This is a genomic window from Serratia sp. 2880STDY5682894 (assembly GCF_001537385.1).
Classification (GTDB): domain Bacteria; phylum Pseudomonadota; class Gammaproteobacteria; order Enterobacterales; family Enterobacteriaceae; genus Serratia; species Serratia nevei.
The window spans coordinates 189,604-216,497 of record NZ_FCJA01000003.1 but is presented as its reverse complement, the minus strand read 5'-3'; the positions used below and the strand labels follow the sequence as shown (position 1 = coordinate 216,497).

The 26,894-nt window shown below is 58.6% G+C and carries 29 protein-coding genes; 15 read left to right on the top strand and 14 right to left on the bottom strand.

What is annotated here, in order from left to right; genetic code table 11:
• Together AWX27_RS09350 and AWX27_RS09345 are read right to left on the bottom strand one after the other, a co-directional pair.
• Positions 1–723, bottom strand: a 723-nt coding sequence (locus AWX27_RS09350) for a molybdopterin-dependent oxidoreductase (protein ID WP_060421317.1), incomplete at its 3' end; no start/stop codon positions are given.
• Between the two features lie 10 nt (positions 724–733).
• Positions 734–1,345, bottom strand: a complete 612-nt coding sequence (locus tag AWX27_RS09345) for a cytochrome b/b6 domain-containing protein (protein ID WP_060421314.1) — start codon at positions 1,343–1,345, stop codon at positions 734–736.
• 150 nt (positions 1,346–1,495) lie between these two features.
• Between AWX27_RS09345 and AWX27_RS09340 the strand changes: the two genes are divergently transcribed.
• Complete coding sequence (locus AWX27_RS09340) at positions 1,496–2,209, top strand: response regulator transcription factor (protein ID WP_047728196.1); 714 nt, start codon at positions 1,496–1,498, stop codon at positions 2,207–2,209.
• 3 nt (positions 2,210–2,212) lie between these two features.
• Positions 2,213–3,679 (top strand): sensor histidine kinase, encoded by a 1,467-nt coding sequence (locus AWX27_RS09335; protein ID WP_060421310.1) that lies wholly within the window; start codon positions 2,213–2,215, stop codon positions 3,677–3,679.
• Here AWX27_RS09335 and AWX27_RS09330 read toward each other — a convergent pair.
• The 9 genes from AWX27_RS09330 to AWX27_RS09290 all read right to left on the bottom strand — a co-directional run bounded on the left by AWX27_RS09330 (position 3,676) and on the right by AWX27_RS09290 (position 14,561).
• The gene (locus tag AWX27_RS09330; protein ID WP_060421307.1) at positions 3,676–4,344 is read right to left on the bottom strand and encodes a fimbrial biogenesis chaperone; all 669 of its coding nucleotides are present in this window, start codon (positions 4,342–4,344) and stop codon (positions 3,676–3,678) included. The two genes, AWX27_RS09335 and AWX27_RS09330, sit on opposite strands and share 4 nt — an antisense overlap.
• A 9-nt stretch (positions 4,345–4,353) precedes the next feature.
• Complete coding sequence (locus AWX27_RS09325) at positions 4,354–5,988, bottom strand: fimbrial adhesin EcpD (RefSeq protein ID WP_060421304.1); 1,635 nt, start codon at positions 5,986–5,988, stop codon at positions 4,354–4,356.
• Complete coding sequence (locus AWX27_RS09320; protein WP_060421846.1) at positions 5,978–8,530, bottom strand: fimbrial biogenesis outer membrane usher protein; 2,553 nt, start codon at positions 8,528–8,530, stop codon at positions 5,978–5,980. Before AWX27_RS09320 ends, AWX27_RS09325 begins: the two co-directional genes overlap by 11 nt.
• 17 nt (positions 8,531–8,547) lie before the next feature.
• Positions 8,548–9,216 (bottom strand): EcpB family pilus assembly chaperone, encoded by a 669-nt coding sequence (locus tag AWX27_RS09315; protein ID WP_060421301.1) that lies wholly within the window; start codon positions 9,214–9,216, stop codon positions 8,548–8,550.
• Between the two features lie 77 nt (positions 9,217–9,293).
• Entirely contained in the window at positions 9,294–9,881 is a 588-nt protein-coding gene (locus AWX27_RS09310) for a common pilus major fimbrillin subunit EcpA (protein ID WP_004939148.1), read from the bottom strand.
• 427 nt (positions 9,882–10,308) lie between these two features.
• Entirely contained in the window at positions 10,309–10,938 is a 630-nt protein-coding gene (locus tag AWX27_RS09305; RefSeq protein WP_060421299.1) for a helix-turn-helix transcriptional regulator, read from the bottom strand.
• A gap of 165 nt (positions 10,939–11,103) precedes the next feature.
• The gene (locus AWX27_RS09300; RefSeq protein ID WP_060421296.1) at positions 11,104–11,943 is read right to left on the bottom strand and encodes a winged helix-turn-helix domain-containing protein; all 840 of its coding nucleotides are present in this window, start codon (positions 11,941–11,943) and stop codon (positions 11,104–11,106) included.
• 528 nt (positions 11,944–12,471) lie between these two features.
• On the bottom strand, positions 12,472–13,893 hold the full coding sequence (locus tag AWX27_RS09295; protein ID WP_060421292.1) for a heavy metal sensor histidine kinase: 1,422 nt from the start codon (positions 13,891–13,893) through the stop codon (positions 12,472–12,474).
• The gene (locus AWX27_RS09290; RefSeq protein WP_033650568.1) at positions 13,890–14,561 is read right to left on the bottom strand and encodes a heavy metal response regulator transcription factor; all 672 of its coding nucleotides are present in this window, start codon (positions 14,559–14,561) and stop codon (positions 13,890–13,892) included. The genes AWX27_RS09295 and AWX27_RS09290 overlap by 4 nt, the downstream gene beginning before the upstream one ends.
• Positions 14,562–14,701: 140 nt before the next feature.
• On the opposite strand from AWX27_RS09290, the gene AWX27_RS09285 reads away from it, so the two are divergent.
• From AWX27_RS09285 to AWX27_RS09265, 5 genes are all read left to right on the top strand, one after another.
• Complete coding sequence (locus AWX27_RS09285; RefSeq protein WP_060421289.1) at positions 14,702–15,328, top strand: hypothetical protein; 627 nt, start codon at positions 14,702–14,704, stop codon at positions 15,326–15,328.
• A gap of 12 nt (positions 15,329–15,340) precedes the next feature.
• Positions 15,341–15,946: a cytochrome b/b6 domain-containing protein gene (locus AWX27_RS09280; RefSeq protein ID WP_060421286.1), complete on the top strand. Its 606-nt coding sequence runs from the start codon at positions 15,341–15,343 to the stop codon at positions 15,944–15,946.
• Entirely contained in the window at positions 15,939–16,706 is a 768-nt protein-coding gene (locus AWX27_RS09275; RefSeq protein ID WP_004939173.1) for a molybdopterin-dependent oxidoreductase, read from the top strand. Before AWX27_RS09280 ends, AWX27_RS09275 begins: the two co-directional genes overlap by 8 nt.
• A gap of 122 nt (positions 16,707–16,828) precedes the next feature.
• Positions 16,829–17,404 carry a hypothetical protein gene (locus AWX27_RS09270; protein ID WP_060421283.1) on the top strand — a complete coding sequence of 192 codons (576 nt, stop codon included), beginning with the start codon at positions 16,829–16,831 and terminating at the stop codon, positions 17,402–17,404.
• Between the two features lie 316 nt (positions 17,405–17,720).
• Positions 17,721–18,251, top strand: coding sequence for a GNAT family N-acetyltransferase (locus AWX27_RS09265; RefSeq protein ID WP_060421279.1), 531 nt, complete (start codon positions 17,721–17,723; stop codon positions 18,249–18,251).
• Between the two features lie 4 nt (positions 18,252–18,255).
• Here AWX27_RS09265 and AWX27_RS09260 read toward each other — a convergent pair whose 3' ends face one another.
• Entirely contained in the window at positions 18,256–19,128 is an 873-nt protein-coding gene (locus AWX27_RS09260; protein ID WP_060421276.1) for a LysR family transcriptional regulator, read from the bottom strand.
• A 91-nt stretch (positions 19,129–19,219) separates the two neighbouring features.
• Between AWX27_RS09260 and AWX27_RS09255 the strand changes: the two genes are divergently transcribed.
• The gene (locus AWX27_RS09255) at positions 19,220–20,203 is read left to right on the top strand and encodes a nitrilase family protein (RefSeq protein ID WP_060421273.1); all 984 of its coding nucleotides are present in this window, start codon (positions 19,220–19,222) and stop codon (positions 20,201–20,203) included.
• Positions 20,204–20,289: 86 nt separating this feature from the next.
• On the opposite strand, the gene ompX is transcribed toward AWX27_RS09255, so the two are convergent.
• Positions 20,290–20,808, bottom strand: a complete 519-nt coding sequence (gene ompX / locus AWX27_RS09250; protein ID WP_019454480.1) for an outer membrane protein OmpX — start codon at positions 20,806–20,808, stop codon at positions 20,290–20,292.
• 399 nt (positions 20,809–21,207) lie between these two features.
• On the opposite strand from ompX, the gene rhtA reads away from it, so the two are divergent.
• Entirely contained in the window at positions 21,208–22,095 is an 888-nt protein-coding gene (rhtA, locus tag AWX27_RS09245; protein WP_038880488.1) for a threonine/homoserine exporter RhtA, read from the top strand.
• 131 nt (positions 22,096–22,226) lie between these two features.
• Positions 22,227–22,694, top strand: a complete 468-nt coding sequence (gene nanQ / locus AWX27_RS09240; protein WP_047728217.1) for an N-acetylneuraminate anomerase — start codon at positions 22,227–22,229, stop codon at positions 22,692–22,694.
• Here the strand turns inward: nanQ and AWX27_RS09235 are convergent.
• Positions 22,676–23,221, bottom strand: coding sequence for an AAA family ATPase (locus AWX27_RS09235; RefSeq protein ID WP_060421270.1), 546 nt, complete (start codon positions 23,219–23,221; stop codon positions 22,676–22,678). The two genes, nanQ and AWX27_RS09235, sit on opposite strands and share 19 nt — an antisense overlap.
• 367 nt (positions 23,222–23,588) lie before the next feature.
• Between AWX27_RS09235 and dps the strand changes: the two genes are divergently transcribed.
• From dps to AWX27_RS25300, 5 genes are all read left to right on the top strand, one after another.
• The gene (dps, locus tag AWX27_RS09230; RefSeq protein WP_004939215.1) at positions 23,589–24,092 is read left to right on the top strand and encodes a DNA starvation/stationary phase protection protein Dps; all 504 of its coding nucleotides are present in this window, start codon (positions 23,589–23,591) and stop codon (positions 24,090–24,092) included.
• 140 nt (positions 24,093–24,232) lie between these two features.
• Complete coding sequence (locus AWX27_RS09225) at positions 24,233–24,499, top strand: DksA/TraR family C4-type zinc finger protein (RefSeq protein WP_038880495.1); 267 nt, start codon at positions 24,233–24,235, stop codon at positions 24,497–24,499.
• Between the two features lie 338 nt (positions 24,500–24,837).
• Positions 24,838–25,581 (top strand): glutamine ABC transporter substrate-binding protein GlnH, encoded by a 744-nt coding sequence (gene glnH / locus AWX27_RS09215; RefSeq protein ID WP_038880498.1) that lies wholly within the window; start codon positions 24,838–24,840, stop codon positions 25,579–25,581.
• Between the two features lie 103 nt (positions 25,582–25,684).
• Positions 25,685–26,344: a glutamine ABC transporter permease GlnP gene (gene glnP / locus AWX27_RS09210; protein WP_019454487.1), complete on the top strand. Its 660-nt coding sequence runs from the start codon at positions 25,685–25,687 to the stop codon at positions 26,342–26,344.
• The coding region (locus AWX27_RS25300) for an ATP-binding cassette domain-containing protein (RefSeq protein ID WP_060421263.1) at positions 26,341–26,894 on the top strand (554 nt) is incomplete at its 3' end. The genes glnP and AWX27_RS25300, both read left to right, overlap by 4 nt.

Genomic DNA, 26,894 nt, shown 5'->3' with positions numbered 1-26,894 from the left:
GCGGTTGGTGACCTCGATCACCTGAATGTGTTTCGGGTTCTTGTAGCCCAGCTTGGTCGGCATGCGCAGTTTCATCGGGTAGCCGTACTTGCGCGGCAAGATCTGGCCGTCATAGGTCAGCGCAATAATCGTCTGCGGGTGCAGCGCGGTGGCCATGTCGATGCTGGTGTAGTAATCGTCGGCGCATTTGAAGCTGACGTAGCGGGCGCTCAGATCCGCGCCGATCGCCTTGAGAAAGGTCGCGAACGGCACGCCGCCCCACTTGCCGATGGCGCTCCAGCCCTCGACGCAAATATGGCGCGTCACCTGGCTGACCTGCGCCATCCGGTGCAGCTGCGGCAGGCTCCAGGCGCGTTTGTCCTGCACCAGTCCCGCCACCTCCAGCCGGTAATCGTCGCCGTTGATGTCCGGCGCGTCCTCCTCGGCGTAGAAAGCGTTGAACGGGAACGGCCGGGTGATCATCGATTCCGGGTAGACCGGCGCCAGGCGATCGCCATTGAACAGCCAGCCCTGTACCCGATCGTTGAAGCGCGAGATGCGGTTCAGCGCCTGTTCGACGTTGGCGTTATCGCTGAGATCGCAGCCGGTGAGCATGGCGATGCCGCCCAGCGTCAGGCCGTTGCGCAGAAAGCGGCGGCGCGAAGGCGCGCTCAACAGCCGCTGCGCTTCTTTGACGATCGCCTGCCCTTCAATGATCGTCATGATCTGTTTATCCTTTTCCATCATTCACTCCTTAGCGTCCGCGCAGCATGGCCAGCAGCGTCCGGGGCACCAGCGCCACCATCACCAGGTGAATCGCGACGAAGACCACCAGCGCCGACATGGCAAAAAAGTGGATATAGCGCGCCGCCTCATAACCGCCGAGCAGCGTGCGCAGCAGCGGAAACTGCACCGATTTCCACAGCACCAGCCCGGACAGCGCGCTCATCACGCCGAGGATCATCACCGACAGATAGGCCACGCGTTGCACCATGTTGTAGTGGCGCAGGTCGGCGTGTTGCAGCCTGCCGCGCAGCGCGGCACCTATATCGGCGAGAAACTGCCGTGGGCTGAGCGGCCAATACTTGCGTTTGAAACGCCCGCTGGCCAGGTTGATCAGCAGGTAGCACAGCCCGTTGACGCCGAACAGCCACATGCCGGCGAAGTGCCACTGCAGCGCGCCGCCCAGCCAACCGCCGAGCGTCAGCTCATTGAGAAAGCTGAAGTTGAACAGCGGCGAGGCGTTGTAGATGCGCCAGCCGCTGGTCACCATGATCAGCATCGCCAGCGCATTCAGCCAATGCGTCAACCGCAGCCACAGCGGATGCACCGTCTGTCGTTGTTCCGGGGTGAGAGTGAGGCTCATGCGAACTCCTGGCGACCAATGAGGCGATGAGCCGAGTATTCCCCGGATTTGTTCCCCAAGACCTCACGCAAAGTTAAATAAAATGTGATAACTCCGCCGGTGGGGGTTGTGTAGACTTCAGAGAGAAACGGGCAATCAGCGGTAATGAGAATGGACAAGCCAAAACGAATTTTGATCGTCGAGGACGACGGCGACATCGCCGAACTGCTGCAGCTGCATCTGCGCGACGAGGGTTACGCCATCAGCCACGCCGCCGACGGCAACCGGGGCATGGCGATGCTGGAACAGGGCGGCTGGGACGCCCTCATCCTCGATCTGATGTTGCCGGGCGTGGACGGATTGGAGATTTGCCGCCGGGCGCGCACCATGACGCGTTACACGCCAATCATCATCACCAGCGCGCGCTCCAGCGAGGTGCACCGCGTGCTGGGGCTGGAGCTGGGCGCCGACGACTATCTGGCCAAGCCCTTCTCCATGCTGGAGCTGGTGGCGCGGGTCAAGGCGCTGTTTCGCCGCCAGGAAGCGATGAGCCGCAACCTGCGCATGGACGCCGGCGTGCTCAGCTTCAACGATCTGACCATCGACCCCATCGCCCGCGAAGTGCACCTGCACCAGCAGCCGGTCGAGCTGACGCCACGCGAGTTCGACCTGCTGTACTTTTTCGCCCGCCACCCGGGCCAGGTGTTCTCGCGCCTGAGCCTGTTGAATCAGGTTTGGGGCTATCAGCACGAGGGGTATGAGCACACCGTCAACACCCATATCAACCGGCTGCGCATCAAGATCGAGCGCAACCCGGCGGAACCCGAGCGCATCCTCACGGTGTGGGGCATGGGCTATAAATTCGCGGCCGCGCCGCAAGAGTGAGCCATGAAAAACCTTACGTTAGCGCAACGCCTCACGCTGATCTTCGCGCTGCTGATCGTCATCGGCTGCGCCTTTTCCGGCTGGATGCAGGTGCGCAGCAGCACCCAGTACAGCCAGGCGGTGATCCAGCGCCTGTCCGGCAACCTGGCGCAGCATATCGCCGACAGCAACCCGCTGCTGGGGGTGAACGGGCCGGATCCGCAGGCGGTGCATACCCTGTTCGATCAGCTGATGGCGGTGAACCCCAGCGTTGAGGTTTACCTGCTCGACAAGCAGGGCGCGATTATCGGCAACGCCGCGCCGGCCGGGCATCTGAAACGGCAGCGGGTCGCGTTGCCGCCGCTGCAGGCGCTGCTCGGTGGCGCGCCGATGCCGGTGTATGGCGACGATCCGCGCAGCGTGGACGGGCGCAAGGTGTTCAGCGTCGCGCCGCTTAAGGTCGATGGCCGGATCGAGGGCTATCTGTACGTGGTGCTGCTCGGCGAAGAGTACACGGCGCTGGCCAGCAACGCCCAGTTCAACTCGGCGGTCAGGATGGCGCTGTGGACCTCCGGGCTGATGGTGCTGTTCAGCCTGCTGGCCGGCGGCTTCGCGTTTTATTGGGTAACGCGCCCTATCCGTCGCCTGACCCGGCAGGTCAGCGCGCTGGACAGCGGCGGCATCGAGGCGGTGCAGGCCTACGCGGCGCTGCCGGCGGTACGGGCCGGGCGCGACGAAGTCAGCCAGCTGCAGCAGGCCTTCCACCGCATGGCGCAGCGCCTTGCCGAACAGTGGCAAACGCTGGCGCAGCAGGATCGGCTGCGGCGTGAGTTCATCGCTAACGTCTCGCACGATCTGCGCACCCCGCTCACCTCGCTGCACGGCTATCTGGAGACGCTGTCGGTCAAGGCCGCCACCCTGAGCGAAGCCGATCGGCGGCGCTATCTGGAGATCGCGCTGGCGCAGAGCCGCAAAGTGGGCAAGCTGGCGCAGGAGCTGTTCGAGCTGGCGCGGCTGGAGTACGGCGTGGTGAAACCGCAGAAAGAGCCTTTTTCCCTCAGCGAGCTGTTGCAGGACGTGTTCCAAAAGTTCGAGCTGGCGGCGGAGGCGCGCAACCAGCGGCTGCACGCCGACATTCCCCCCGGCATTCCGCCGGTGTTCGCCGATCTCAGCATGATTGAGCGGGTGCTGACCAACCTGTTGGACAACGCCATTCGCCATACGCCGCCCGGCGGCGACATCGGCGTGCGGCTGTGGCGGCAGGACGATCGAGTGATGGTGCAGGTCAGCGACAGCGGCCCCGGCATTCCGCAGACGCTGCGCGCCGATCTGTTCGTGCGCCCGTCTGTCCTGAGCGGCGCCCGGCGCCCTTCCGGCGGACTGGGCCTGATGATCGTGCGGCGCATTCTGCAGCTGCACGACAGCGATATTCAGCTGATCGAACAAGCGCAAAGCGGCGCCTGCTTCCGCTTTGCCATTCCGCCGCGTTAATCGAGGCAGCTGCGATCGACGCTGATAAATTTGTCGTTATAGATAATGAATTTGTGCCCCTTCAGCCGAATACCGGCATGGGTCAACGTATCGCCGGGGCGCAGGTATTCGGTGACGCCCTCTTCATCCGTGCTATTGCAGCCCGGCTTGAGCAGGAACTTGAAGTAGGTGTTGCCGGTGTTGGTGAGCGTACCGCGCTGGGTATCGAGCCGATAGGCAAAGTTTACCTGACGCGGGCGCACCACCAGAATGGTGTCCATCACCACGATCGGCTCCAGGTTGACGCCGGCACCCCGACGCGGCCCCGGCTCGAACAGTCGGGTCGGCACTTCGCGAAATGACACCCGGTAATAACGCTCGCGATTATCCTGCGGCCCGCGATAGAAAAACTTATAGTACTCCGCCTGCCCGGCCTGCAGCGTCAGCTGGCGCGGCGCGAACAGCAGCTCGCCGTCCGCCGGCCGGCTGCGCACCTCGCGCTCTCCCGGCCGATCGATGGCGCGAATGCTCACCTGATACAGGCGCGCGCTGCGGTTATTATTCAACACCCGTTTGGCGGTGAATGAGCGATCCTGATCCATGGCAAACGTCAGGGTACCGACATTGATTGCGGCGGCGGTAAAGGGAAAGGACAAACACAGCAACCCTATCAGCACAAGTTTCACGCCCTGCCCTCAATTGATGTTGCGCCAGGTGGCTTCGACATGAATTTCACCGGCGGCGCTGACGTCGCCATACCAACCGTTGCCGTCGACGGTTCTCAGCGAGATCGGATTGTTCATCGGAATGCTAAAGGTCACGCGGGTCTTGTTCAGCACCCCCACTTCACCGGAGATATCATTCCACGGCGTGCTGCTCCAGAGCGCATTGGTCATGTCGTGCCACTGGCCATCGCAGCCGGCGGCGAAGCTCTGCTGACCGTTGGTGCTGGTGGTGATGCCGAGTGTGGCGGGGAACGGCACCTGGGTAGTGTTATCCGCAGAAGAAAAGAGGCAATAGTTCACCCCATTGATCGCCTGAGTCGGCCCGGTCGCCATCACCCTCACCTGATCGGCGGCGGTTTTGCCGCTGGTGGTCACGAAGTAGCCGAACTCCAGCGCCGGCTCCGCCGGGCCGACATAGCCTTCACGGTGTGGGCTGTTGTCGTAATCATCGGAAATAATGCTGATGCTGAAATCGCGCGGCTTGATAATCAGCTGGTTTGAAGTGGAAAACTCATACCATCCCGACTCCGGCGAGGTGGTGTTCTGAAAACGGAAATTGATCAGATCGCGGGTGCCGCTGTCGGAAATCCCCAGCGCGACCATCTGTTTGAAGAAGTTACTGGAGAAGAACACATAGACGGCGTTGCTGCTCTTCAGCTCGTTAAACGTATAGTAGCTGCCGGTGCCCGACGTGTTTTTCCAGGTGTTGCCGTTCAGACTGAACTGCAGATCGGCGGCGTTCACCGCTGAGGACAGCGCCGCATGGTTAATCGCCGGGAAAATATGAATCGAGGTATTGCTCACGCTGCCGTCGGTCTGCAAATCGTAGCTGACCATCTTGCACATGATGCCTGAGCGAGCGCCGATGGTCTGGTTCTTGCAATCGGCATTGCCCTCGCCGATGATCGGCACCCCATCGCTGTTGACGAACACCTCCGATACGGCGTTGGTATTGATAAAGCGCAGGTGGGCCGCCTTGCTGTGCGTGACGGTCCGCTTGTACCAGCTGCCGCTGGCCTGATCCCGACAGCGGCCGCCGGCCGCGGCGTCATAAGCCACCGACGTTTGGCAGCCGTTGATCTGCATGCTGAAAGCTTCGCCCGCCGCCATCTGCTTCAGATACTGATAGAAGCTCGGCGACATCATGCCGTGCATCCATTTTGCGCCGCCGGGCGTAACCACGGCGCCGTAAAATCCCTTTTCGTCGGTGGTCTGCGGCAGAATCAAGCTGGTATCCATATTGCAACCGGCATACCAGTTGATGCAGCGCAGGCCGAGGAACGGATTCTTTATCGGCGCATTTTCCAGCCACATGTCATAGCGCCAGTTGGCATTCAGCCCCGTGTTGTAACCATTATCCACGTACCCCAGGCTCTGCTGATAGACGGTGCCGGAACCGCCGTATTTCAGCCCGGTCCACTTATTGGCGCCGGTCATGCGCGGATCCAGCCCGCCGGCCGGCGTGACGAAAAAGTTGTCGTCGGCGTTGTTCTCCACGAAGACAAATTTCATGACCGCCGCATCCGGCCAGTTGGTCTGGCTGACCGCCGCCTGCAGCGCGGGGGCGACCAGCGCCAACAACAACAGCGCAACGTTAGCTCTCATGGTCAGACTCCCCGGATGACATATTGCCTGCATAGGTTTTCAGCCCGGTGCAGATCACGTCGCCGACCCACACGGCGCCTTGCGCCTTGCTGAGATCCAAATCCACTTCGCATGTCTGATTGCCGCCGTGGGTAAAATCGATAACCGGGAATTTCTTGTCGACGTCCATGATAAATTCGCCTTTCTCATCGGTGCGGGTGCGGCCGATATGGTTCTTGATATAGGCGTTGGCCAGCAGCGTGCCGTCCTCCGCTTTGATGCGGCCAAACACCGTCACCATCTGTTTTATCTCCGGCGAGATCACCGCCACGTTGCCCGGATACAGGGTGAGTTTGCTCTTGCGCTTGGTGACGATGTCGAAGCTCTCCGCCGAGTTTTTGTTGTTCATCAGCTCAACGTCGTACTGACCGTAAGGCGACAAAGGCAGGTAATTCTTATTGCCGCTCAGCTTCACCATCCGGCCGTCAACCCGTGCGGTCAGCAGGCCGTCGTTTTCAATGCCGGTATTGAAGATAATCCCGGCGTTGCCTTCGTTGCGGCCGCTGATGGCAATATCACGCCCTTGCCAACCCATGCTGCCGCTCGCGGTCAGGCTGCTGTTAACGTAGCCGTCGGCGGAGCTGCTGACGTTGAGCGTGCCGGCCGAATACTTGGTGTCGAAGCGCGCATAGCCACCACCGTTGAAGCGATTGTCGCCGCGGGTATCACCGGAAATCGCCCGCGACAGGTTGGCGCCCAGGGTGCGGATCGGCCCGTCCTTGATGTCCTTGCGCGCCGCCAGGTTGGCGGTGGTGTAACCGTTTTGATTGGAAACGCCGGCGCTGAGCCAGTTGCCCATCGGCAGTGAAAAATCGAGCGCGATGTACTTGCCGGTATTGGCGTTGCTGCTGCCGTTGTTGTAGCGTTGCACGCCCGCCCGGACGCCCAGCGTGCCGAAGCGGCCGGTAAAGATGTTCTGGTAATAGTCGGCGTTGTAATAGTGACTGTCGTTCTTCTTATCGTCGTTGTAGCTGGCGCTCAGGGTGCCCAGCGGAGACCACAGCGCCCCCAGATTAAGGCTGCCGCCAACGGCGCGGTTATAGGCGTCATTTTGCAACAGACGATCGCCAATCTGCGTTTTCTCCTGATTGATCCATACGCTGCTGAAGCCGCCGGGCAACGCGGCGCTGACGCTGTTGACCAGGCTCCAGGAGCGATCGGAGGCCGCCATGTTTTGCAGGTTGATCTGAATCGACTCGGTCACCGGCAGGCTGACGCGGCTCTCGCCGACGGCATTGCCGTCAAACGAATACCCCGACAGCGCCCAATTAAGCGTTTGCAGATTGCCGGTAGCCGAAGCGCCAAGCAAATAAGAGTCCTTTGCCGGGCGGTGGCGTTCCCGTTCACCTCGCCAGTCGTCCATGCGCAGCATCCCACCCCAGAATTGCCAGGCCAGCGGCGCATTCGCACCGCGATTGGGGCTGAACAATTTATTCACTCGCTGCATGCGTTTATCGACCACTTTGCCGTTGACCACGATCTCCACCTCTACGTCATAGATACCGTAGGGCAAACTGCCGGTGTCCACTTCATGGTTGCCCATCGTGAAGTTTTGTACGCTGAGCAGCCGCCCGTCGCGCGACAGATGCACCTCGCCGGCCGAGGGGAAAAAAACCACGATCGGCGTCAGCGATTGGGAATTATCGAATACCGTCGAGTTGGCGCGGTTGCCGTAGGACAGGCCATAAATCTTGCTCGAGTTGATGGTCGTGACCGGCCCCAGCGACTGCAGGTTCCAGCTGTCCAGCATGCCGGCGGCGAAACGGCGGCCGGCGAAATCACGCTCGTACATCGCTTTGTACAGCGTGGCGTTTTCATCGCCGCTGCCGATACCGTAGATGGAACCGTTCAACTCCACGTGGTGTTCGCGCAACGCCGTGACGCTGTTGAGCGATAAATAACTGGAGGTATTGCCTTCGCTGGCGCGGGCCCGGTTATCGTAGACCCCGAGGTTATAATCCAGCGTGCTGCTTACGGCATCCACGCTGGACGCGCCGATGTCGCTGGAGCGGGCGCGCAGCACCGTCCCCAACGCGGATTCCTTCACCACCAGCTGCAGGTTGAGCTGCCGGAAATCCAGCGCCAGCCAGGCGTCGTCCGCGATCCGAAGATGCTGCTGCCGATCGAATGGCGCATCCTGCAAAGCCTGCAGCTGGCCGGCAATCGCCGCCGTCAGCCGGGCGCCGTCGTCGTTATCCTCCAGCGTCACCCGACGAATCTTTAGCCGGTCCTGATCCAGGTAGAGAAAGGCATGGCCGATGCGGCTGTCGTCTTTGACGCCATCGCTCTTTTCATAATGCAACAACAGCGGAATACTCATCCCCTCGCGCAACGCCAGGCTGAAAGTGTGCGGGATCAGCACGCCGTTAATCTGCGTCAAACCGGCCGCCATCGCCATACGGCCAGGCAACAGCGTCGGGAGCGCCAGCGCACCAGCAGCCAAAAGCGTTCTCAACAGCACAGCGTTCACATGCCACTCCTTGCGTGATTGTTTTGCATCCATCGTGGATAACGCGCGCATTACTTCACCGGGATAAACTGTTCGCCGTGCCACAGCGCGACGCGTCCTTTTTTATCGTTGACGTCAACCTTGCTGAAGGCGCGATCCTTCCCCGGCATCACAAAATAGTTTTCCTTGCAGTCGCTGCCGTCTTGCTTGTTCCTGCAATTGCCGTAGGCCACCACTTTGAACGTGGCGTTGCCGGTGTTTTTGATCCGTCCGTTGGCGAACTGATAGGCGAAGCGATCCTGCCGAGGCGCCACCACCAAAATGGTGCCGATGCGCGCCGACGTGGTGGCCACGGCATTACGCCGAGCCGAGTTTTGCCCCGCCTCGCTCAGCGCCTGATCGAACCAAACGATGCGGTAGTAACGCTCTTGGGCATCATTCGGCCCCTTGTAGTAAAAGCGGATCACATCGCTGGCGTTGGCCGGCAAGATCAGGCTGGCGGGCGACAGCAGCATTTCATCCCGACTGCTCATCGGGATCACCGTGCCGGAGGCCAGGGGACTGGAAATGCGTTCGATCTTGATGGTCACCAGCCGGCCGCTGTCGGTGGTGTTTTTGATTTCCTTGCTCAGGCGCGCGCTGTCGCCAGGCATGAAGGCGCTGATCTCACCCACATCGAGCGCCAAAGTCGGCCGCAGCAGCATTAACATCAGGGTGACGGCGAGAGAAAAGCGTGTCATTGCGGTATTCCACTGGCGTTGATGAGCGATAAATAGCAGGAGGTCTCCCCCCTGCCAGATGCAGATCGTTCGGGGGATTAGGAAGTCCAGGTCGCGTTGAATTCGACGCTGACGTCGCCGCTCCAGATACCTTCCGGCAGCGTGCTGAAATCCGTGACGGCGGTGGTGCCGTTTGACGTCGCGCCGATGATGCTGAAGGTGAACTGATCCTGCGCGCTGGTGCGGCCGGCCTGGTTGTAGGCATTGGACAGGGCGCTCAGATTGCCGCCCAAAATGCCGGCGGTGGTGTCGATCATGGTGGTTTCAGCCGTTTTCCCGACCACCGCACCGTTATAGTTCACCCCGACTTCCAGCGTAGAACCGGAAGTATCCAGCTGAGTCAGCGTATTGGAGACCAGTTTTGAGGTCAGTTTGAAAGCGGTGGCCGTGGTATCGCCTTCCACGGTGACGTCAAACAGGCCTTTCTGGCTGTTGAAACCCTTAATGCCTTCTGCATAGTTGAAGGCCAGGCTGCCAATCGGCGTCACAACCAGTTTGCTGGTGGTGTCTTTCTTGGCGGTCGCAGACCAGGTTGCCAGCGCCTGAGCGGTAACGTCGGCGGCTTGAGCAGTGCTGACCGCTGCAAAGGCGGAAACGATCGCCAGAGCCAGTGTCATTTTCTTCATGGTATAACTCCCTTCAATGTTGAATATGTTTTCTTTCTTTCGTCCATTCTCAGCCAGCCGTTTGCATCACTGCGTTTAGCCAGTCTGCTTGACGCCACAAGAATATCCCCGACCGATCAAAAAAGAATCATTAACTATTAAAGTTCAAATATTTAGATTTAAATCCCGTCGTTAATGTTTTAACCCCCATCAATCACATTAAAAAGCGGGTTAAGCCTTTGATGAAAGCACAATCACATTGTGGTTTAACCCCTGCAAGGCGGTGATTGTTTAACCACAAGTACGCTCTGTTCGCCCTTCCCATGGCCGTGCAAAATTTCAGCGCCGGCGTTGTTCGCTGAGGGAAAAGATTGATTGGATTTACACAGGGGGCAGCAGCCAATCCAGATCGGCCGCTGTAGAGAAAAAGGGGGCTTCTCGCCCTGTGTCAGGAAGGGTATCGGGTTCTCAGGGAAAGAATAAGCCGCATAAAGCCGGCCTGATTGAGGCCCAGTTTTCGCATAATATTCAGTTTATGGGAGCTTATGGTTTTGTAACTTCGCCGGGTCACGTTGGCGATGCTGCCTGGAGATGCACCGGCAACCATCATGGCCAAAACTCGCCATTCACTGTCAGATAATGCGGCTGCCGGATGCACCGAGCGGGCGCGAATATGCGGGGAACGATAGCCGGAGAACTCACCCGCAGCCGCAATGGCGTCACTCAGGCAATGCAATGGCTCCTCCTTTGCCACTATCGCTATGCGCGCATCCGCCGCCAACAACGCTAATATACCGGGGTGTTCTACCGCGGTGAAAATCACCAAGGGAATTTCCGGCCAAACATTTTTTGCCGTCAGAACGAACCGTAATACATCATACAAATATTCTCTCTGATGATATAACTCCATAATAAGCGCGCGAGGCTTTCCCTCTTTCAATACCCCTTCCAGCTCCCTCAAGGTGTCGATAAAATAGCTGTCACTTGATTGGGTAACGAGAAATGCTTCCATTCCTCTTCTCACTAAATAGCTGGGTTCAAAAAATAGCAGCGCATCACCGAAATCGGCTTTAACCATACATAATCACCATAATGAGGTAGAAAGCGGTAGAGAAAGGGAAATACCTCTCGTAAGCGCCACACGGCAACCCGCCAAATGAAAGTCGAACGTTCTATTTCAACACTGTAATATTTTTGTCATATCCACCGCCCTTCAATCGCGTTGGGCAGCGGCGATCAATGGTCAATTAATAAACTCGGCATTGTCGCTTTCCAATCCTGAACAGATCTCCATTTTATGTTCGCGCAAGATCTTGCAACGCAGCAGGAATAAGCGGGAAATGCCGGAAATGTAAGCCCTGACCTGATTGCTGCGCACCACCAGCAAAAACTCATCGCCGCTGCATTCTCCCGTTTGGTGCGCGGCGTAAGCCAGAATGTCCCGATTCAGGCTGGCGTTGACCGTCGCCGAGGCATCAGGCAACGACATGAAAACCTTACAGTTTCCCGACTTTCCCAGGTAGCTCTCCTGCCGGGCCCCCGAGCCGCTGAAATAGGCCGTGACAGCAATAGCCATGAGGATCCCCCCCAGAACCATCGCGCTGAACATCAGCCACCCACGGCGGGAATAACCAAGATGAGAAGAGGCCCCGTCGATGACGGTGTCGGACGCCGGATTGACCGCCGCTGCGGGCGCAGATCCCGGCACAGCCGCGGCAGGTTCCGCGTCGTGAATATCTTCCGCGTCCTCATAAGACTCGATGGTAATCTCATCACGCAACATAAAACCCACTTTAGGAACCGTAACAATGACCTCATCCTCGACGCCGAGGTTTTTAATCACCCGACGCAATTTGCTGACGCACTGATTAAGATTATTATTGCTGGACACCATGCCGTAATCGTCCCAGACCTTCTTGAATATCAGTTCACGCCCTACGGCCTCGCCATGGTGGGCAATCAACAGCAGCAACAACCGTTTGGAAGGACTGGATATGGATATGGGATCGTCAGAAAAATCTGTTGGGCTAAGGGTTCTGGTGTCTGCGTCAAAGAGAATATGGTCATTAAATCTATATTTCATTTTATTCACATGTTTTCACTATAGCGATCATTTATAGTTTGGCGTCAAATGTTAATGAAATATTAAATAAATATTTAATCAGGTAATTCGCGAAAATACCCAAGCACAGGCAAGAAAAACCACTCAATTAACGCCACGAAATACGCTTTGTCACCTCACCATCGTTTATATAGGATTTTTCTTGCAAACCATAACCAAAGGTTAACCAATCACCTCATTCATTGATATATTGACGCGACAAAAACCACAAAGTTAGTTTTTTGTGTCGCAAATTATCAATTTTAAGGAAAATCATCTCAAAAAAAGACCGCAGAACTAAATTTTAATAAAAAAATAATAACACGTGAATGTTGAGCGTAATCACAGACCGCAGTCCATCCGCATTAGCCCGATGAATTAACGCGTTTGCCGCGTCGCAAATGTTAAATTTTGGGTTCAGCCAAGGCGGTGGGAAACAATAATGAAAGGAAAAACTTACGAATGGCGCCTGTCGCGTTTTCCGCAACAGGCGAAAACATTCGCGGTAGCTCATTGAACTGATGAGGGGAATATCAGGCTAAAGGTCAAGCAAGCAGAACCCCGGCCATCGGAACACTGCGCGCGAACTTCACCGCCGTGCAGCGTCATGATGGCGCGCACGATAGACAGCCCCAGCCCACTGGCATGATTGCCGGCGCTGCGCGCGGGATCGGCGCGATAGAAGCGATCGAACAGCTTTTCCAGCTGTGCCGGCGCGATCGGCGGCCCCTGATTGATAACCTGTACCCACCAGGCATCGGCGCGCCGTTCAGCCCGCAGGACGATCCGGCTGTTCTCGTCGGCATAACGTACCGCGTTAGCCACCAGGTTGCTCAACGCGCGCTGGAACAGCATCGCGTCCGCCTTCAGCGTTCCCTCACCTGCGCAGCTCAGCGCGATGCCGCGTTCTTCCGCCAGCCCCTCGAAATAATCCGCCACCCGCCGCAGCTCCAGCGCCACATCCAGCCGACTGTAGTTCAGCGCAGACTGCGCCTCGCCGGCGCGCGCCAGGAACAGGATATTTTCCACCATGCGGGAAATGCGCTCCAGCTCATCCATATTGTTCGACAGCAGGGTTTCGTACTCCTCCACGCTGCGGGGCTGGTAAAGCGCCACCTGACACTGGCCCATCAACGCCCCTACCGGAGTGCGGATCTCATGGGCCAGATCGGCGGAAAACTGCGTCAGCCGCTGATAGCCTTCATTCAACCGATCGAGCATCGCATTGAATGAACGGGTCAGCTGCTGCAACTCCTTCGGCGCCCCCTGCTCGCTCAGGCGTGTCGACAGCGTATTGGGCGCAATCTGCGCCGCCTGCGCCGCCATGCGCCATAACGGCTTCAATCCCCGGCGCATGACCCCATACCCCAGGAGCGCAATCAGCAGGAAAGCCACCGCGACCGCCGCGACGATGCGCCACAGGTAGCGCGCCAGCATCTTCTGTTCGTTGACCATCACATGCGCGGCGGAGATCTGCAACAGGCTGCCGTCTTCCAGGCGCACCATCGCTGAAGCCGCGCGCAGCGGCACCCCCTGCGCCGTTTCCCCGCCGCGCACGGCGGCCAACGTCTGCGCCTGGCCGGCCGGCGTCGGCACGATCGGCGGCAATGCCACCCCGGCCGGGTTCACGTTGATGAGCGGTTTTTGTCCCGGAATTTGGAAAATCAGCACGTCCTGTTCATTGCCCAGCATGTTTTCAAACAGGCCGTTATTCGCGGTCAGGCGAGCCAAAGGAAAGCGCTGCCCCAGCAGATGGCGGAAATACTCCACGCGCCCCGTCACCTGCAGATCGCTGCGCAGCGTCATTTCCTGGCGCATGGCGCTAAACAGATACCCGCCCGTCCCGCTCACCACCAACGCGGCCACCAGCGCGAACAGCGTGGCGGTGCGCAGCGTCAGCGATACCGGCCGACGTGACGTGCGCCCGCTCACGAGCGTGGCTCGCAAACATAGCCGATGCCGCGCACGCTGTGGATCAGCTTGACGTCGAACGGCCGGTCTATTTTGGCGCGCAGGCGTTTGATGGCCACGTCCACCACATTGGTGTCGCTGTCAAAATTCATGTCCCACACCTGAGAGGCTATTTGCGTGCGCGACAGCACTTCGCCCTCGCGCCGCACCAGCAGATGCAGCAGCATGAACTCCTTGTTGGTCAACGGGATCACCTGATCCTGGCGCACCGCCCGGCGGCGCAGCACGTCCAGCTGCAGATCGGCGATGGCGTAATGATCGGCTTCGCGCGCCGGCCCGCGGCGCAGCAAGGTGCGCAAACGCAGCACCAGTTCGGTAAACGAAAACGGTTTAATCAGATAATCGTCCGCGCCCAGCTCCAGGCCGTGGATGCGATCCTGCACGCCGTCGCGGGCGGTGAGAAACAGAATTGGCACGTCGCTTTTCTTGCGCAGCACCTCGATAATCTGCCAGCCATCCAGCCCCGGCAGCATCACATCGAGCACGATCGCATCGTAATCCTGCTCCAACGCGCGAAACAGCCCGTCGGTGCCGTTGCGCGCCAAATCGACGCCGTACCCCGCTTCCCCCAGCCCTTTCTTCAGGTAATCCCCTGTGCCGATATCGTCTTCAACTACCAGTATTCGCATGCTCGCCACCTCGTTACGTCTGCAAAAATACTAGCAGCTTCGGCGGACAAACTTGATGACATTAATGTCATCAAACGGCCATGGCGCTGACCCAATGGCTCAACCATGCTTAACCGGCAAACTTATTTCAGGAGAACGTTATGATTACTCGTCATCGTATAGCCGGTTTACTGTTATCCACCTTGCTGCTGTCCAGCGGCCTGGCCGCCGCCGCCCAAACGCCGGGCAAAGTCATCGCGCCGCTGCGCGGCACCATCAGCCAGGTGGCCGACGGCAATCTGCAGTTGACCGATCGCAAAGGCGAGACACTCAGCGTCAAGCTGAACGATCAGACCAAAGTGCTCAGCGTGTCCAAAGCCACGCTGGACGACATCAAACCGGACAGCTTTATCGGCACCGCCGCCGTGCCGCAGCCGGACGGCACGCTCAAAGCGCTGGAGGTGCACGTATTCGCCGCCAGCCTGCGCGGCACCGGCGAAGGGCACTCGGCCTGGGAATCCGCCGACGGCAAAGTGGACACCATGACCAACGGCACCGTCGGCAAACTGGTGAAATCCAACGGCCGTACCCTGACCGTCACCTACGGCAACCAGCAGAAAACCGTCGTCGTGCCGGAAGACGTGCCGATCGTGACGCTGGATCCGGGCGATTTGAGTCTGCTGAAGCCGGGCGTGCACATCGTGCTGTTCTCCGCCGTCAACGATAAGGGCGAGCGCATCGCCACCCGCATTTCCGCCGGCAAAGACGGCACCGTGCCGCCGATGTAACCGGAGAAAACCATGAAAACCAACGCGTCGCGGCCGGTGCATCGCTGGCCGGTTCGAATCACTCATTGGATCAACCTGTTCGCCATGGTGTGCATGTTCATGAGCGGTTGGGAGATCTATAACGCCTCGCCGCTGTTCGATTTCCGCTTTCCGCCACAGATGACGCTGGGCGGTTGGCTGGGCGGCGCGATTGGTTGGCATTTGGCGGTGATGTGGCTGTTGGCGCTCAACGCCGTCTGCTATTTGCTGTGGAGCCTGTTCAGCGGCCATTTTCGCCGCGATCTGTTGCCGCTGCGCGTCGGCGCGCTGCGGCAGGATATCTGGCTGGCGTTGACGCTGCGCCTGCGCCACCGGCATGGCCACTACAACGCCATTCAAAAGCTGATGTACCTCGGCGTACTGGCGCTGGGCCTGTTGCTGGTGCTGTCCGGGCTGGCTATTTGGAAGCCGGTTCAGCTGCAGGGATTGGTCGCCCTGTTTGGCGGCTTCGATTTCGCGCGCTACGTGCATTTCTTCGCCATGACCGGTATTGGCCTGTTCGTGGCGATCCACGTCTTTATGGTGATCGTCGTGCCCAAAACGCTGTGGGCGATGATAACGGGTGGCAAACATGAATGAGAAAAAGCCGCGGGCAACCGCGCCAAAACTGGAACCGGACCAAAAAAAGCAGTTGGTCAATCTGCAGCGCCGCCTGATGCTGCGTTCCGGCCTGACGCTGGGTGGTATCGCCATGCTCACCGGTTGCAACCTGCAAGACGGCGATCGGGTGGATAAGGTGCTGTGGGCCATGTCGCGCTGGAACGACCGGGTGCAGGCCTGGCTGTTCAGCGGCCAGCGGCTGGCGCAAACTTACCGGCCCGATCAGATTACCCACCCTTTCCCCTTCAACGCGTTTTACCCGGAATACAACGTCCCCGAGATCGATCTCGCCGGCTACCGGCTTGAGGTCGCCGGGAAAGTGGAGAAAAAAGCCCCCTGGACGCTGGAACAGCTGCAGCGGCTGCCGCAGCAAAGCCAGATCACGCGTCTGATCTGCATTGAGGGCTGGAGCGCGATCGGCCAATGGGGCGGCGTGCCGCTGCGCACCTTTCTGCAGCACGTCGGCGCGGATCTGAATGCCGGTTACGTCGGCTTCAAATGTGCCGATCGTTACTACTCCAGCCTCGACATGGCCACCGCGCTGCACCCGCAGACCATCCTGGCGCTGGATTTCGGCGGCAAGGCGCTGCCGGCGGACTATGGCTACCCGCTGCGGCTGCGGGTGCCAACCAAACTGGGGTTCAAAAACGCCAAACATATCGCCGCGATCTTCGTCAGCGACGTCAATCCGGGCGGGTATTGGGAAGATCAGGGCTACAACTGGTTCAGCGGCATTTAGTTTTGCGCGGCGCTGCGCATAAGCCTCATCGGCGGCTGGAGGATCTTCTCCGCCGCGGTTAATAATCTGTTCGTCACTACGGGGATAACTATAGGAAAAATAATAGTAAAAAGGATTTTATCATGGAGATTGATGTGAGGGAGATCAATGCACGACCTGTCACGGAATATAGGTACCGAATAACGGTTTATAAAAAAGCCAGCAGCGTTGCTGCGTATTACCTTGATTTTAAAAAAGCGACGTTAAGGATGCGTCAATGGCTTATTGGGGCTTATCCTGCCTCGGAAGTATTGGACAATGCTTACGTCATGGAACTGTACGATGTAAGGGCGTTGGAAACCCGCGCCGAAGTAACCAAATCCTTATTTGATACCTATACCAGGATGGCATACACCCGAGATGAACGAGAACAGCTATTCATTAATGGCATCGGCCAGGCGATCGTCACTTTTGTGGCGCAATATCAAGCGAGATTGGTTTTCAGCGTACCGCTCAGGCCAGCGTTAGCCAGAATTTATGACTCGCTCTTGAAAAAACATGCGCATCGCGTACATTATTTGTACAACCAAGGGCTTATTGAGGACGGATTATATGTCATCGAAATACCGCCTGTTAACGGCAGAATCCCACCCAACTCCTATGAGCATAAAGGAACGGCACCAAAGAGAAATGCAAACCTTCCACGAAGAATGGGCTGAACAAAGGCGCCGCGAATGGCGTGAACGCGGCGGTGCTGAAGCCAGTGAAGCGCCCGCCAGTGGCATCGATACCGAACTTTCATCCTGATTCCGGTTCGTATTTCCTCTTCCCCTGCCGTCAGCAACCCAAGCCCCGCCAGCTCGATGGCCTCTTGCGCGGCGGCGGCTGGCCTCAAGACCTGGACGAAGCTGACCACCCTGCTCGGTCTTGAGCAGCTTTCTGTTCACCCGGCCGTTGTGGCTGGCGATGTGATTTCTCTGGCATACTGAACGCCGTTGTTTTTCATCGCCTTTCACCCTGTGCAGGAGCAGCAACATGACCGTAATCAACACCGCGCCAACGCTTATCACCGAACGTCTGCGGCTCGACGCGCACACGCTGGACGACTTCGAGTCGCTGGCCGCATTGTGGGCCGATCCGCAGGTGGTACGCTACATCGGCGGCACGCCGCGCGACCGGGAGGACTCCTGGGGGCGCCTGATGCGCTACGTCGGCCACTGGGCGCTGTTGGGATACGGGTATTGGGCAGTGCGTGACAAACTGAGCGGCGAGTACCTCGGCAGCATCGGCTTTTCCAACTTCCTGCGCGACATCACCCCGGCGCTCGACGCACCGGAAATGGGCTGGACGCTGGTGAGCTCGGCGCAGGGCAAAGGCTACGCCACCGAGGCACTGCGGGCGGCGCTGGCCTGGGGTAAAACGCACCTGCCAGGCGAGAAAACCGTCTGCATCATCTCGCCGGAAAACCAGGCTTCGCTGGCGCTGGCGAAAAAGGTCGGTTTCTGCGAAAGCCACCGCAGCGAGTATCACCAGAGCCCGATCGTCGTGATGCACTGCCCGCTTTGAATGCCTAAGCGCGTTGCACCGCCAACGCCGTCTGAATGAAGTTGTCCCGCAGCGCGTCCGCGCGCTGCGGATCCCAGGCGATACCGACCTGCCACTCCGTCTCTTCTCCGCTCAGCGGCAGAATGTCGATGCCAACCGGCGCGATGTGCGTGATGCTGTGCGGCAGCAGCGCGACGCCAACGCCGGCGGCGACCAGCGCCAGCAGCGTCTGGATATCGCCGGCCTGCTGCACCACGTTCGGCGTCAACCGGTGAGCAGCGATAAACCGCAGCGACTGATCGCTCAGCCCGCGCCCGCGTTTCGGCGTCAGCTGCAACAGCGGCAGCTGATTGAAACGCGCCATCAGGTCGTCGGCCCGCAGCGCCAGCGCGCCCGGCGCGGCCAGCACCAGCCGGTCGCTCAGCAATGCCACGCCGCACAGCGGCGTAGTGACCGGTAAGCGCACGAACCCCGCCTGCAACTCGCCCTGCAGCAACAGCTGATACTGCCGCTCCGACGGCATGTCCTCCAGCCCAATGATCACCTCGGGAAAACGCTGGCGAAAGGCGGCCACCAGCTGCGGCGCCAGATGAAAACTGGAGAGGCCAAATCCCAGCGCCAGCCGCCCCGCTTCCCCGAGCGCTACCCGCCGGGCGCGCCGCTGAAACTGCTGGTACTGTTCCACCAGCGCCTGCGCCTCCGGGTAGAGCCGCTGCCCACCGGCGGTGAGCACCGCCCCCTGTCGGCCACGCTCGAACAGCCGAACGCCGAGCTGGGTTTCCAGCGCTTGAATCTGCTTGCTCAGCGCCGGTTGGCTGATGCACAGCAGGCTCGCCGCCTGCCGATAGTTGCCCTGTTCGGCCAGCGCCACCAGGGCGCGCAGTTGTTTTATATCCATTCCATCAGGTTATCGAATAGGGAATTTAATTGATTATACAGTAATCAATCCACCTGCTGTAATCAACGCAGACCCCAACCGGAGAGACACCATGACCCCTTCACTTCGCGCCGCCACGGTGCAATTCCAGCATCGCGCCAACGATAAGAATTACAACCTGTCGACCATGGAACGCTTTATCACGGAGGCGGCCGAGCAGCAGATACAGCTGCTGGCCTTCCCGGAAATGTGCATCACCGGCTATTGGCACGTGCGCCATCTGTCCGACGCCGAGGTGCGCGCGCTGGCGGAGCCGATCGCGAGCAGCCCTTCTCTGGCGCGCATTCGCCCGCTGGCGGAGCGTTACAACATGGCGATCGGCGTCGGGCTGATCGAGCTGGGCGACGACGGCCGTTGCTACAACGCCTATGCCGTTTGTCTGCCGGACGGCGAGCTGCATGTGCACCGTAAACTGCACGCCTTCGAACACCCGGCTATCGCCAGCGGCGACCGCTACACGGTGTTCGATACCCCCTGGGGCGTGCGCGTGGGCGTCTTGATCTGCTGGGACAACAATCTGGTGGAGAATGTGCGCGCCACGGCGCTGCTGGGCGCGGAGGTGTTGATCGCCCCGCATCAGACCGGCGGCACCCATTCGCGCAGCCCGCACGGCATGAAGCCGATCCCGCAGACGCTGTGGCAACGGCGTGTGGAAGATCCGCAGGCGATAGAAGACGCCTTTCGCGGCGAACACGGCCGCGGCTGGCTGATGCGCTGGCTGCCGTCGCGCGCTCACGACAACGGGCTGTTCTTGCTGTTCAGCAACGGCGTAGGTCGCGATGACGATGAGATACGCACCGGCAACGCGATGATCCTCGATCCTTACGGCCGCATCGTGGCAGAGACCTGGGCGGCGGAAGACCGGATGGTCAGCGCCGAACTCGATCTGACGCTGATCCCGCTCAGCACCGGCCGCCGCTGGATTTACGGACGCCGCCCCGAGCTGTACGGGCTATTGACCGAACCACAAGGCTATGAGCGCGATGCCCGCAGCGCACGCTTTTCAACGCAGCCGACGGGGCGCGGCGGCCGATAACAGATAAAAAAAATCCGCCCGGAGGCGGATTTTTTATCGGTGCGGCAAAATCTGCCGCAGGTTCATGCCCGCAGGCACGAACACACTTAGAAGCGGTAGCCTACGCCAACGTTCCAGGTGCCAACGTCAACGCTACGAATGCGGTTCTGCTCGTAACCGACATCCAGGGCAACGTTCTCGATTGGGTTGAACTGCAGACCGGCACCGTAGGTGAAGCCGTAGTCAGCGGTGTCGTGACGAGAAGTACCGTTCTGAGCGTTGGTAGTGAATTTACCGTAACCCAGGCCAACCAGACCGTAGATGCTCGCCCAGTCATTGATGCGGTATGCTGGACCGGCAGAGATAGAGTTGTACTGAGCTTTGTTGTAGAAACCGTCCTGAGAACCGTCCTTTTCCAGGTGGGTAAAGGAACCGATTACGCCCAGTGGGTTGTTGTCGAACTCGTAACGGTATTTCAGGTTGAAACCGTCGGCCTTGTTAGCAACGCCTTGGAAATCACCCTGCGCATAGCCAGCGGATACGGTGCTCTGACCAGCGAATGCGGTACCTGCGCTAACTGCTAATACGCAAGCTGCTACTGCGGAAAGACATGCAATTTTTTTCATAACCACCTCAAACGCGTTTTATTATTAAGTACATCCATTTGTTCATGCTTTGAAAATATAACAAAAATTAGCGTGAAACTCTGCCTTGAAATGAGTGTCTAATGCTTTATATCGTGTAACAGAAGATTTCAAGAACAGTGTATCTTCTTCTTTTCGCTCTATTTTCGGCCGTATTCTACGGCTTTCTGTGACAAAAATCACCTATTTAATATCCAGATAATTCTTAAGAAAAAGCGCACTTTTTGACCAAATCCGCCACATCTCATCCGAGGATCGGCGGATTTCACCGCGATGCGCGCTTTTCTCAGACAGATTTTCGCATTTCATTTACACTGCTCGCATCCCCGTTTCGACCGTTTTCTCAAGGCTGAGGAACGGCGCATAAAAGGCCCGTTAAGGATGTCGTTACCTACTTCCGGCAGAGCGCCCTCCGCGCTGCTGCCTATCTGTCTGTTAATCATCGCCATGGTGTCTATCCAGAGCGGTGCCTCGTTGGCCAAAAGTCTGTTTCCGATCGTGGGCGCGGAAGGTATCACCACGCTGCGCCTTTTCATCGGCACCCTGATTTTGTTCATCATCTTCCGCCCGTGGCGCATGCGCCTCGCCGCCGGCAGCCGCTTGCCGCTGCTGATTTACGGCCTGTCACTCGGCGCGATGAACTACCTGTTTTACCTGTCGCTGCGCACCGTGCCGCTCGGCATCGCCGTGGCGCTGGAGTTTACCGGCCCGCTGGCGGTGGCCATGTTCTCCTCGCGGCGGCCGATCGACTTCCTCTGGGTGGCATTGGCGATCGCCGGGCTGTGGTTCCTGCTGCCGCTCGGCCACGGCGTGGGGGGGATCGATCCGTTCGGTGCCGCCTGCGCGCTCGGCGCCGGCGCCTGCTGGGCGGTCTATATCATCTTCGGCCAGAAGGCCGGCGGCGATCACGGCCCCGGCACGGTGGCGCTCGGTTCGCTGATCGCCGCGCTGGTGTTCTGCCCGATCGGCGCCTGGCAAACCGGCAGCGTGCTGTTCAACCTCGATATTCTGCCGGTGGCGCTGGCGGTAGCGATCCTCTCCACCGCGCTGCCTTATTCGCTGGAGATCATCGCGCTGCCCAAAATCCCGGCGCGCACCTTCGGCACCTTAATGAGCCTGGAACCGGCCATGGCGGCGCTGTCCGGCATGCTGTTCCTCGGCGAACACCTGAGCGGCGTGCAATGGCTGGCGCTGGCGGCCATCATCGCCGCCTCCATGGGCTCCGCCCTGACCATCCGCCCTAAACCGCGCCTCGAAAGCCTTTCCTGATCGCCAACCCGCCTGCCGACCGCAACGCCGGAATGCAGGCGGGTTAACTGTTTTCCTCGTGACAAGTCGGCATACTTCCCCTTAGCCTGTACCGCAGGCACTTTGGACTTTCGCTCACATGGAGAATAACAGTGATTCACAACAGCCTGTTCAACCCACGCTTCGGCCGCGGACTCGCGCCGGCGCTGGTTTCAACCCTGACCGAGTTGCGTCGATGCGACCTGCCCGAACTGGCCCCGGGCCATCACCCGATCGACGGCGATAACATCTTTATGGATGTCATGACGCTGACCACTACGCCGGCGGCGCAGAAGCGCGCCGAGATGCATCAGGAGTACATCGCGCTCCATCTGCTGATCAGCGGTGAAGAGCGCATCGAATACGGTCTGGCGGGCGACGGGCATCGCGAACAGCCCCACGCAGAAAATAGCGACCTTCTGCTGCTGGACATCAAACGCCATCCGCAAACGCTGCACATGACGCACGGCATGTTCGCGATCTTTTTCCAAATGGAGCCGCACAAAACCGGCTGCCTGTGGCAGCGGCCGCAGCACATCAAGAAAGCAGTGGTGAGGATCCATCACCGCCTGCTGCTGTGACCCTGCGGCAACGCCCGTAAAAAATCGGCGGCCTGGCGGGGAGAGCGCAAGCGTATGAAGCAGCGCCCGGCGCCGGCCATTTCCGCCAGGTATTTTCGCCGATTTTTGGCGTAGGTGCGGATCGTCCAAAGTACGATCGACTCGCGGCTGAAGAAAGAACGGCGAAAACTTTCCCGGTTGCCGGTGCCCGGCCACAGCTCACGTTTGCTGGCCGCGCGTCGGCACGCGCGGCGCACGGCTTGCCACAGCGTGCGCCCAAAACCGTAGTCCAGCCACAGGATATAGTCGACCTCGCGCCACTTGATCGGCTGCGTGCGGCTGTAGTTGCCGTCCAGCACCCAGCCTTCGCCCGCTTCGGCCAGCGCCTGCTCAAGCCGCGCCAGGAATGCATCATCGGGCGTTCCCTGCCACTCGGGCCGCCAATAGAGCCTGTCCATCTCGATATAGGGCACGTCAAGCCGTTCTGCCAGTTGACGCGCCAGGGTGCTTTTACCGCTGCCGCTGGTGCCGACGACGTTAATTTTCATCACTCGCCACTCATAGAGAGGGGATAATCTCCCTACTGTAACTGCATCAATTACGGCTATCAATCTGAATAGGCTTAAAATTAACACCGCGATAACAAAGTGGATATTCTTCTGAGGCCGGCATGCTCAATGAAAATAAAATAACAGGGATAAACCGTCACTGCGGTAAATAATAAATCTGCAACAAAAAATAAAAAAACCAATAAAAATCAATTTCATTAATCAAGAACAAAAGCCACATTAAAATATTGCCATTAGGCTAATCCTATTTGTGCAATAGCCATTTTCGTACGGCAAAAATAAATACCCCTGCTATAATTGATCCCGTAACGAAATAGGACAACGACTAATCAAGAGGATATCTGATATGAGTACCGCTAAACTGGTGAAAACGAAATCTTCTGATCTGCTGTATACCCGTAACGATCTGGACGAAAAAGTCAAACTGGCCGCCATCAAGGCGCTGAACCATCAGGTCGTGCAATTTATCGATCTTTCGCTGATCACCAAACAGGCGCACTGGAACATGCGCGGCGCGAACTTCATCGCGGTCCATGAAATGCTGGACGGCTTCCGCACCGCCATCATCGAGCATCAGGACACCTTCGCCGAGCGCGTGGTGCAGTTGGGCGGCGTCGCACTGGGCACCGTACAGGTGGTCAACGATCGCACACCGCTGAAAAGCTATCCGACCAATATCCACAGCGTGCAGGAGCACCTGAAGGCGCTGGCCGATCGCTACGGCGCGGTAGCGAATGACATCCGCAAGGCGATTACCGAAGTGGAAGACGAAGACACCGCCGACATGTTCACCGCCGCCTCGCGCGATCTGGACAAGTTCCTGTGGTTCATCGAATCCAATATCGAATAACGCGAAAGCGTTGCAGAGCGCCCGTCGTTCCGGGCAGAACAGGCTGGGCTTTGCCCGGCCTGTTTTCTTTTGCGCGACCGTTGCATTGTACAAAAAACGGCCCATATTAAACGGTAAGGTTCCCTTGTCAGGAGGTAATGATGGCCAGCGGCTGGGCGGCGGACGGCGCCGTACAAGATCAGATTGATTCCACCGTCGACGATGCGGTGCAGCGCGCGCGTGAAGCGCTCGGGCACGGCGAGAGCGAACGCTATTGCCAGGAATGCGGAGAGGCGATCCCCGAGGCGCGCCGCAAGGCGTTAACGGGCGTGCGTTTTTGCCTCGCCTGCCAGACCGAACAAGACAAAAAACATGCGGCCGCCAGCCTGTACAATCGGCGCGGCAGCAAAGACAGCCAGTTGCGCTAGCATTATCTGCTCCCCCTTTTGTGCCCTCGCGGCCCCGCTTGCACCGTCAGTGCATCATGAAAGTTAGAGTTAGTTATCAATATTGAAGCAAAAACGTTAAAGAACGGTTGTTTCACAGCCAAAATTTGGTTAATGATAGCCCCGTGCACCAAGATAATTCTTACGCACCATTTTGGTGCCTCACCTTGGTGCATAACCATAACAATTCGCCTTTCCGGCACAACATCACGCACTAACTCTTTGTTTTTATAGTAGTTGAAAACATGGCACGATTTTTTCATGGCACCAACTGCAATATAAAAAATGGGTAATCCGCAACCTGTACAGGAATTCCTCTCATGAAGTCGATTTTTAAAGTCTCCCTGGCCGCACTCTCTCTGGCCTTTGCCGTAAGTTCCCACGCAGCAGACAAACTGGTGGTCGCCACCGACACCGCTTTCGTTCCTTTTGAGTTCAAACAAGGCGACAAATACGTCGGCTTCGACATCGACCTGTGGGCCGCCGTCGCCAAAGAGCTGAAGCTGGACTACACCCTGAAACCGATGGACTTCGGCGGCATCATTCCAGCGCTGCAGACCAAAAACGTCGACCTGGCGCTGGCCGGCATCACCATCACCGATGAGCGCAAAAAAGCCATCGACTTCTCCGACGGCTACTACAAGAGCGGCCTGCTGGTGATGGTCAACGCCGACAACAACAGCGTGAAAAGCATCGACGATCTGAACGGCAAAGTGGTGGCGGTGAAGAGCGGCACCGGCTCGGTGGATTACGCCAAGCAGCACATCAAAACCAAGGATCTGCGCCAGTTCCCTAACATCGACAACGCCTACATGGAACTGGGCACCAAGCGCGCCGATGCGGTGCTGCACGACACGCCAAACATCCTATACTTCATTAAGACGGCCGGCGCCGGCAAGTTCAAAACCGTAGGCGATTCGCTGGAAGCACAGCAGTATGGCATCGCCTTCCCTAAAGGCAGCGACGAGCTGCGCGAGAAGGTGAACGGCGCGCTGAAAACCCTGCGCGCGAACGGCACCTATAACGAGATCTACAAGAAGTGGTTCGGCACCGAACCTAAGTAAGCTGTGAATTTGGCAAGCTATTAACTTAAGCACAGGGGGTCGCTTAACCCCCTGCGCTTCGTTGTATCTGATACCCACGTTTGGGATCACCGGGAGAAATATCATGCAGTTCGACTGGAGCGCCATCTGGCCCGCCATTCCTATCTTGTTAGAGGGCGCCAAAATGACCCTGTGGATTTCGGTCCTCGGTCTGATTGGCGGCCTGATCATCGGCCTCGTCGCCGGCTTTGCCCGTACCTACGGCGGTTGGATCGCCAACCACATCGCGTTGGTGTTTATCGAAGTAATTCGCGGCACGCCGATCGTGGTACAGGTGATGTTCATCTACTTCGCCCTGCCGATGGCATTTAGCGACTTGCGCATCGATCCGTTCACCGCGGCGGTGGTGACCATCATGATCAACTCCGGCGCCTACATCGCGGAAATCACCCGCGGCGCGGTGCTGTCGATTCATAACGGTTTCCGCGAGGCCGGCCTGGCGCTCGGCCTGTCGCGCCGCGAAACCATCCGCTACGTCATTATGCCGCTGGCGCTGCGCCGCATGCTGCCGCCGCTGGGCAACCAGTGGATCATCAGCATCAAAGACACCTCGCTGTTCATCGTGATCGGCGTGGCGGAGCTGACCCGTCAGGGTCAGGAAATTATTGCCGGTAACTTCCGCGCGCTGGAAATCTGGAGCGCCGTGGCGGTTATCTATCTGATTATTACCCTGGTGCTGAGCTTCGTGCTGCGTCGTCTGGAAAGAAGGATGAAAATCCTGTGATTGAATTTAAAAACGTCTCCAAGCATTTTGGCCAAACCCAGGTGCTGCACAACATCGATTTGAAGATCGACAAAGGCGAAGTGGTGGTGATCATCGGGCCGTCGGGCTCCGGTAAATCCACCCTGCTGCGCTGCATCAACAAGTTGGAAGAAGTCACCAGCGGCGATCTGATCGTCGACGGCCTGAAAGCCAACGATCCGAAAGTGGACGATCGGTTGATCCGCCAGGAAGCCGGCATGGTGTTCCAGCAGTTCTACCTGTTCCCGCACCTGACGGCGCTGGAAAACGTCGCCTTCGGCCCAATCCGCGTGCGCGGCGCGAAGAAGTCCGATGCGGAAAAGCTGGCGCGCGAGCTACTGGCCAAGGTCGGTCTGGCGGAGCGTGCCCACCACTACCCGTCCGAACTGTCGGGCGGCCAGCAGCAACGCGTGGCGATTGCGCGCGCGCTGGCGGTGAAGCCGAAAATGATGCTGTTCGACGAACCGACCTCCGCGCTCGATCCGGAGCTGCGCCACGAAGTGCTGAAGGTGATGCAGGATCTGGCCGAGGA

Coding starts and splice junctions, on each gene's coding strand:
- AWX27_RS09345 (WP_060421314.1), bottom strand. CDS start 1,345: ATGAGCCTCACTCTCACCCCGGAACAACGACAGACGGTGCATCCGCTG.
- AWX27_RS09340 (WP_047728196.1), top strand. CDS start 1,496: ATGGACAAGCCAAAACGAATTTTGATCGTCGAGGACGACGGCGACATC.
- AWX27_RS09335 (WP_060421310.1), top strand. CDS start 2,213: ATGAAAAACCTTACGTTAGCGCAACGCCTCACGCTGATCTTCGCGCTG.
- AWX27_RS09325 (WP_060421304.1), bottom strand. CDS start 5,988: ATGAGAGCTAACGTTGCGCTGTTGTTGTTGGCGCTGGTCGCCCCCGCG.
- AWX27_RS09320 (WP_060421846.1), bottom strand. CDS start 8,530: ATGGATGCAAAACAATCACGCAAGGAGTGGCATGTGAACGCTGTGCTG.
- AWX27_RS09315 (WP_060421301.1), bottom strand. CDS start 9,216: ATGACACGCTTTTCTCTCGCCGTCACCCTGATGTTAATGCTGCTGCGG.
- AWX27_RS09310 (WP_004939148.1), bottom strand. CDS start 9,881: ATGAAGAAAATGACACTGGCTCTGGCGATCGTTTCCGCCTTTGCAGCG.
- AWX27_RS09305 (WP_060421299.1), bottom strand. CDS start 10,938: ATGGTTAAAGCCGATTTCGGTGATGCGCTGCTATTTTTTGAACCCAGC.
- AWX27_RS09300 (WP_060421296.1), bottom strand. CDS start 11,943: ATGAAATATAGATTTAATGACCATATTCTCTTTGACGCAGACACCAGA.
- AWX27_RS09290 (WP_033650568.1), bottom strand. CDS start 14,561: ATGCGAATACTGGTAGTTGAAGACGATATCGGCACAGGGGATTACCTG.
- AWX27_RS09285 (WP_060421289.1), top strand. CDS start 14,702: ATGATTACTCGTCATCGTATAGCCGGTTTACTGTTATCCACCTTGCTG.
- AWX27_RS09280 (WP_060421286.1), top strand. CDS start 15,341: ATGAAAACCAACGCGTCGCGGCCGGTGCATCGCTGGCCGGTTCGAATC.
- AWX27_RS09275 (WP_004939173.1), top strand. CDS start 15,939: ATGAATGAGAAAAAGCCGCGGGCAACCGCGCCAAAACTGGAACCGGAC.
- AWX27_RS09270 (WP_060421283.1), top strand. CDS start 16,829: ATGGAGATTGATGTGAGGGAGATCAATGCACGACCTGTCACGGAATAT.
- AWX27_RS09265 (WP_060421279.1), top strand. CDS start 17,721: ATGACCGTAATCAACACCGCGCCAACGCTTATCACCGAACGTCTGCGG.
- AWX27_RS09260 (WP_060421276.1), bottom strand. CDS start 19,128: ATGGATATAAAACAACTGCGCGCCCTGGTGGCGCTGGCCGAACAGGGC.
- AWX27_RS09255 (WP_060421273.1), top strand. CDS start 19,220: ATGACCCCTTCACTTCGCGCCGCCACGGTGCAATTCCAGCATCGCGCC.
- ompX (WP_019454480.1), bottom strand. CDS start 20,808: ATGAAAAAAATTGCATGTCTTTCCGCAGTAGCAGCTTGCGTATTAGCA.
- rhtA (WP_038880488.1), top strand. CDS start 21,208: ATGTCGTTACCTACTTCCGGCAGAGCGCCCTCCGCGCTGCTGCCTATC.
- AWX27_RS09235 (WP_060421270.1), bottom strand. CDS start 23,221: ATGAAAATTAACGTCGTCGGCACCAGCGGCAGCGGTAAAAGCACCCTG.
- dps (WP_004939215.1), top strand. CDS start 23,589: ATGAGTACCGCTAAACTGGTGAAAACGAAATCTTCTGATCTGCTGTAT.
- AWX27_RS09225 (WP_038880495.1), top strand. CDS start 24,233: ATGGCCAGCGGCTGGGCGGCGGACGGCGCCGTACAAGATCAGATTGAT.
- glnH (WP_038880498.1), top strand. CDS start 24,838: ATGAAGTCGATTTTTAAAGTCTCCCTGGCCGCACTCTCTCTGGCCTTT.
- glnP (WP_019454487.1), top strand. CDS start 25,685: ATGCAGTTCGACTGGAGCGCCATCTGGCCCGCCATTCCTATCTTGTTA.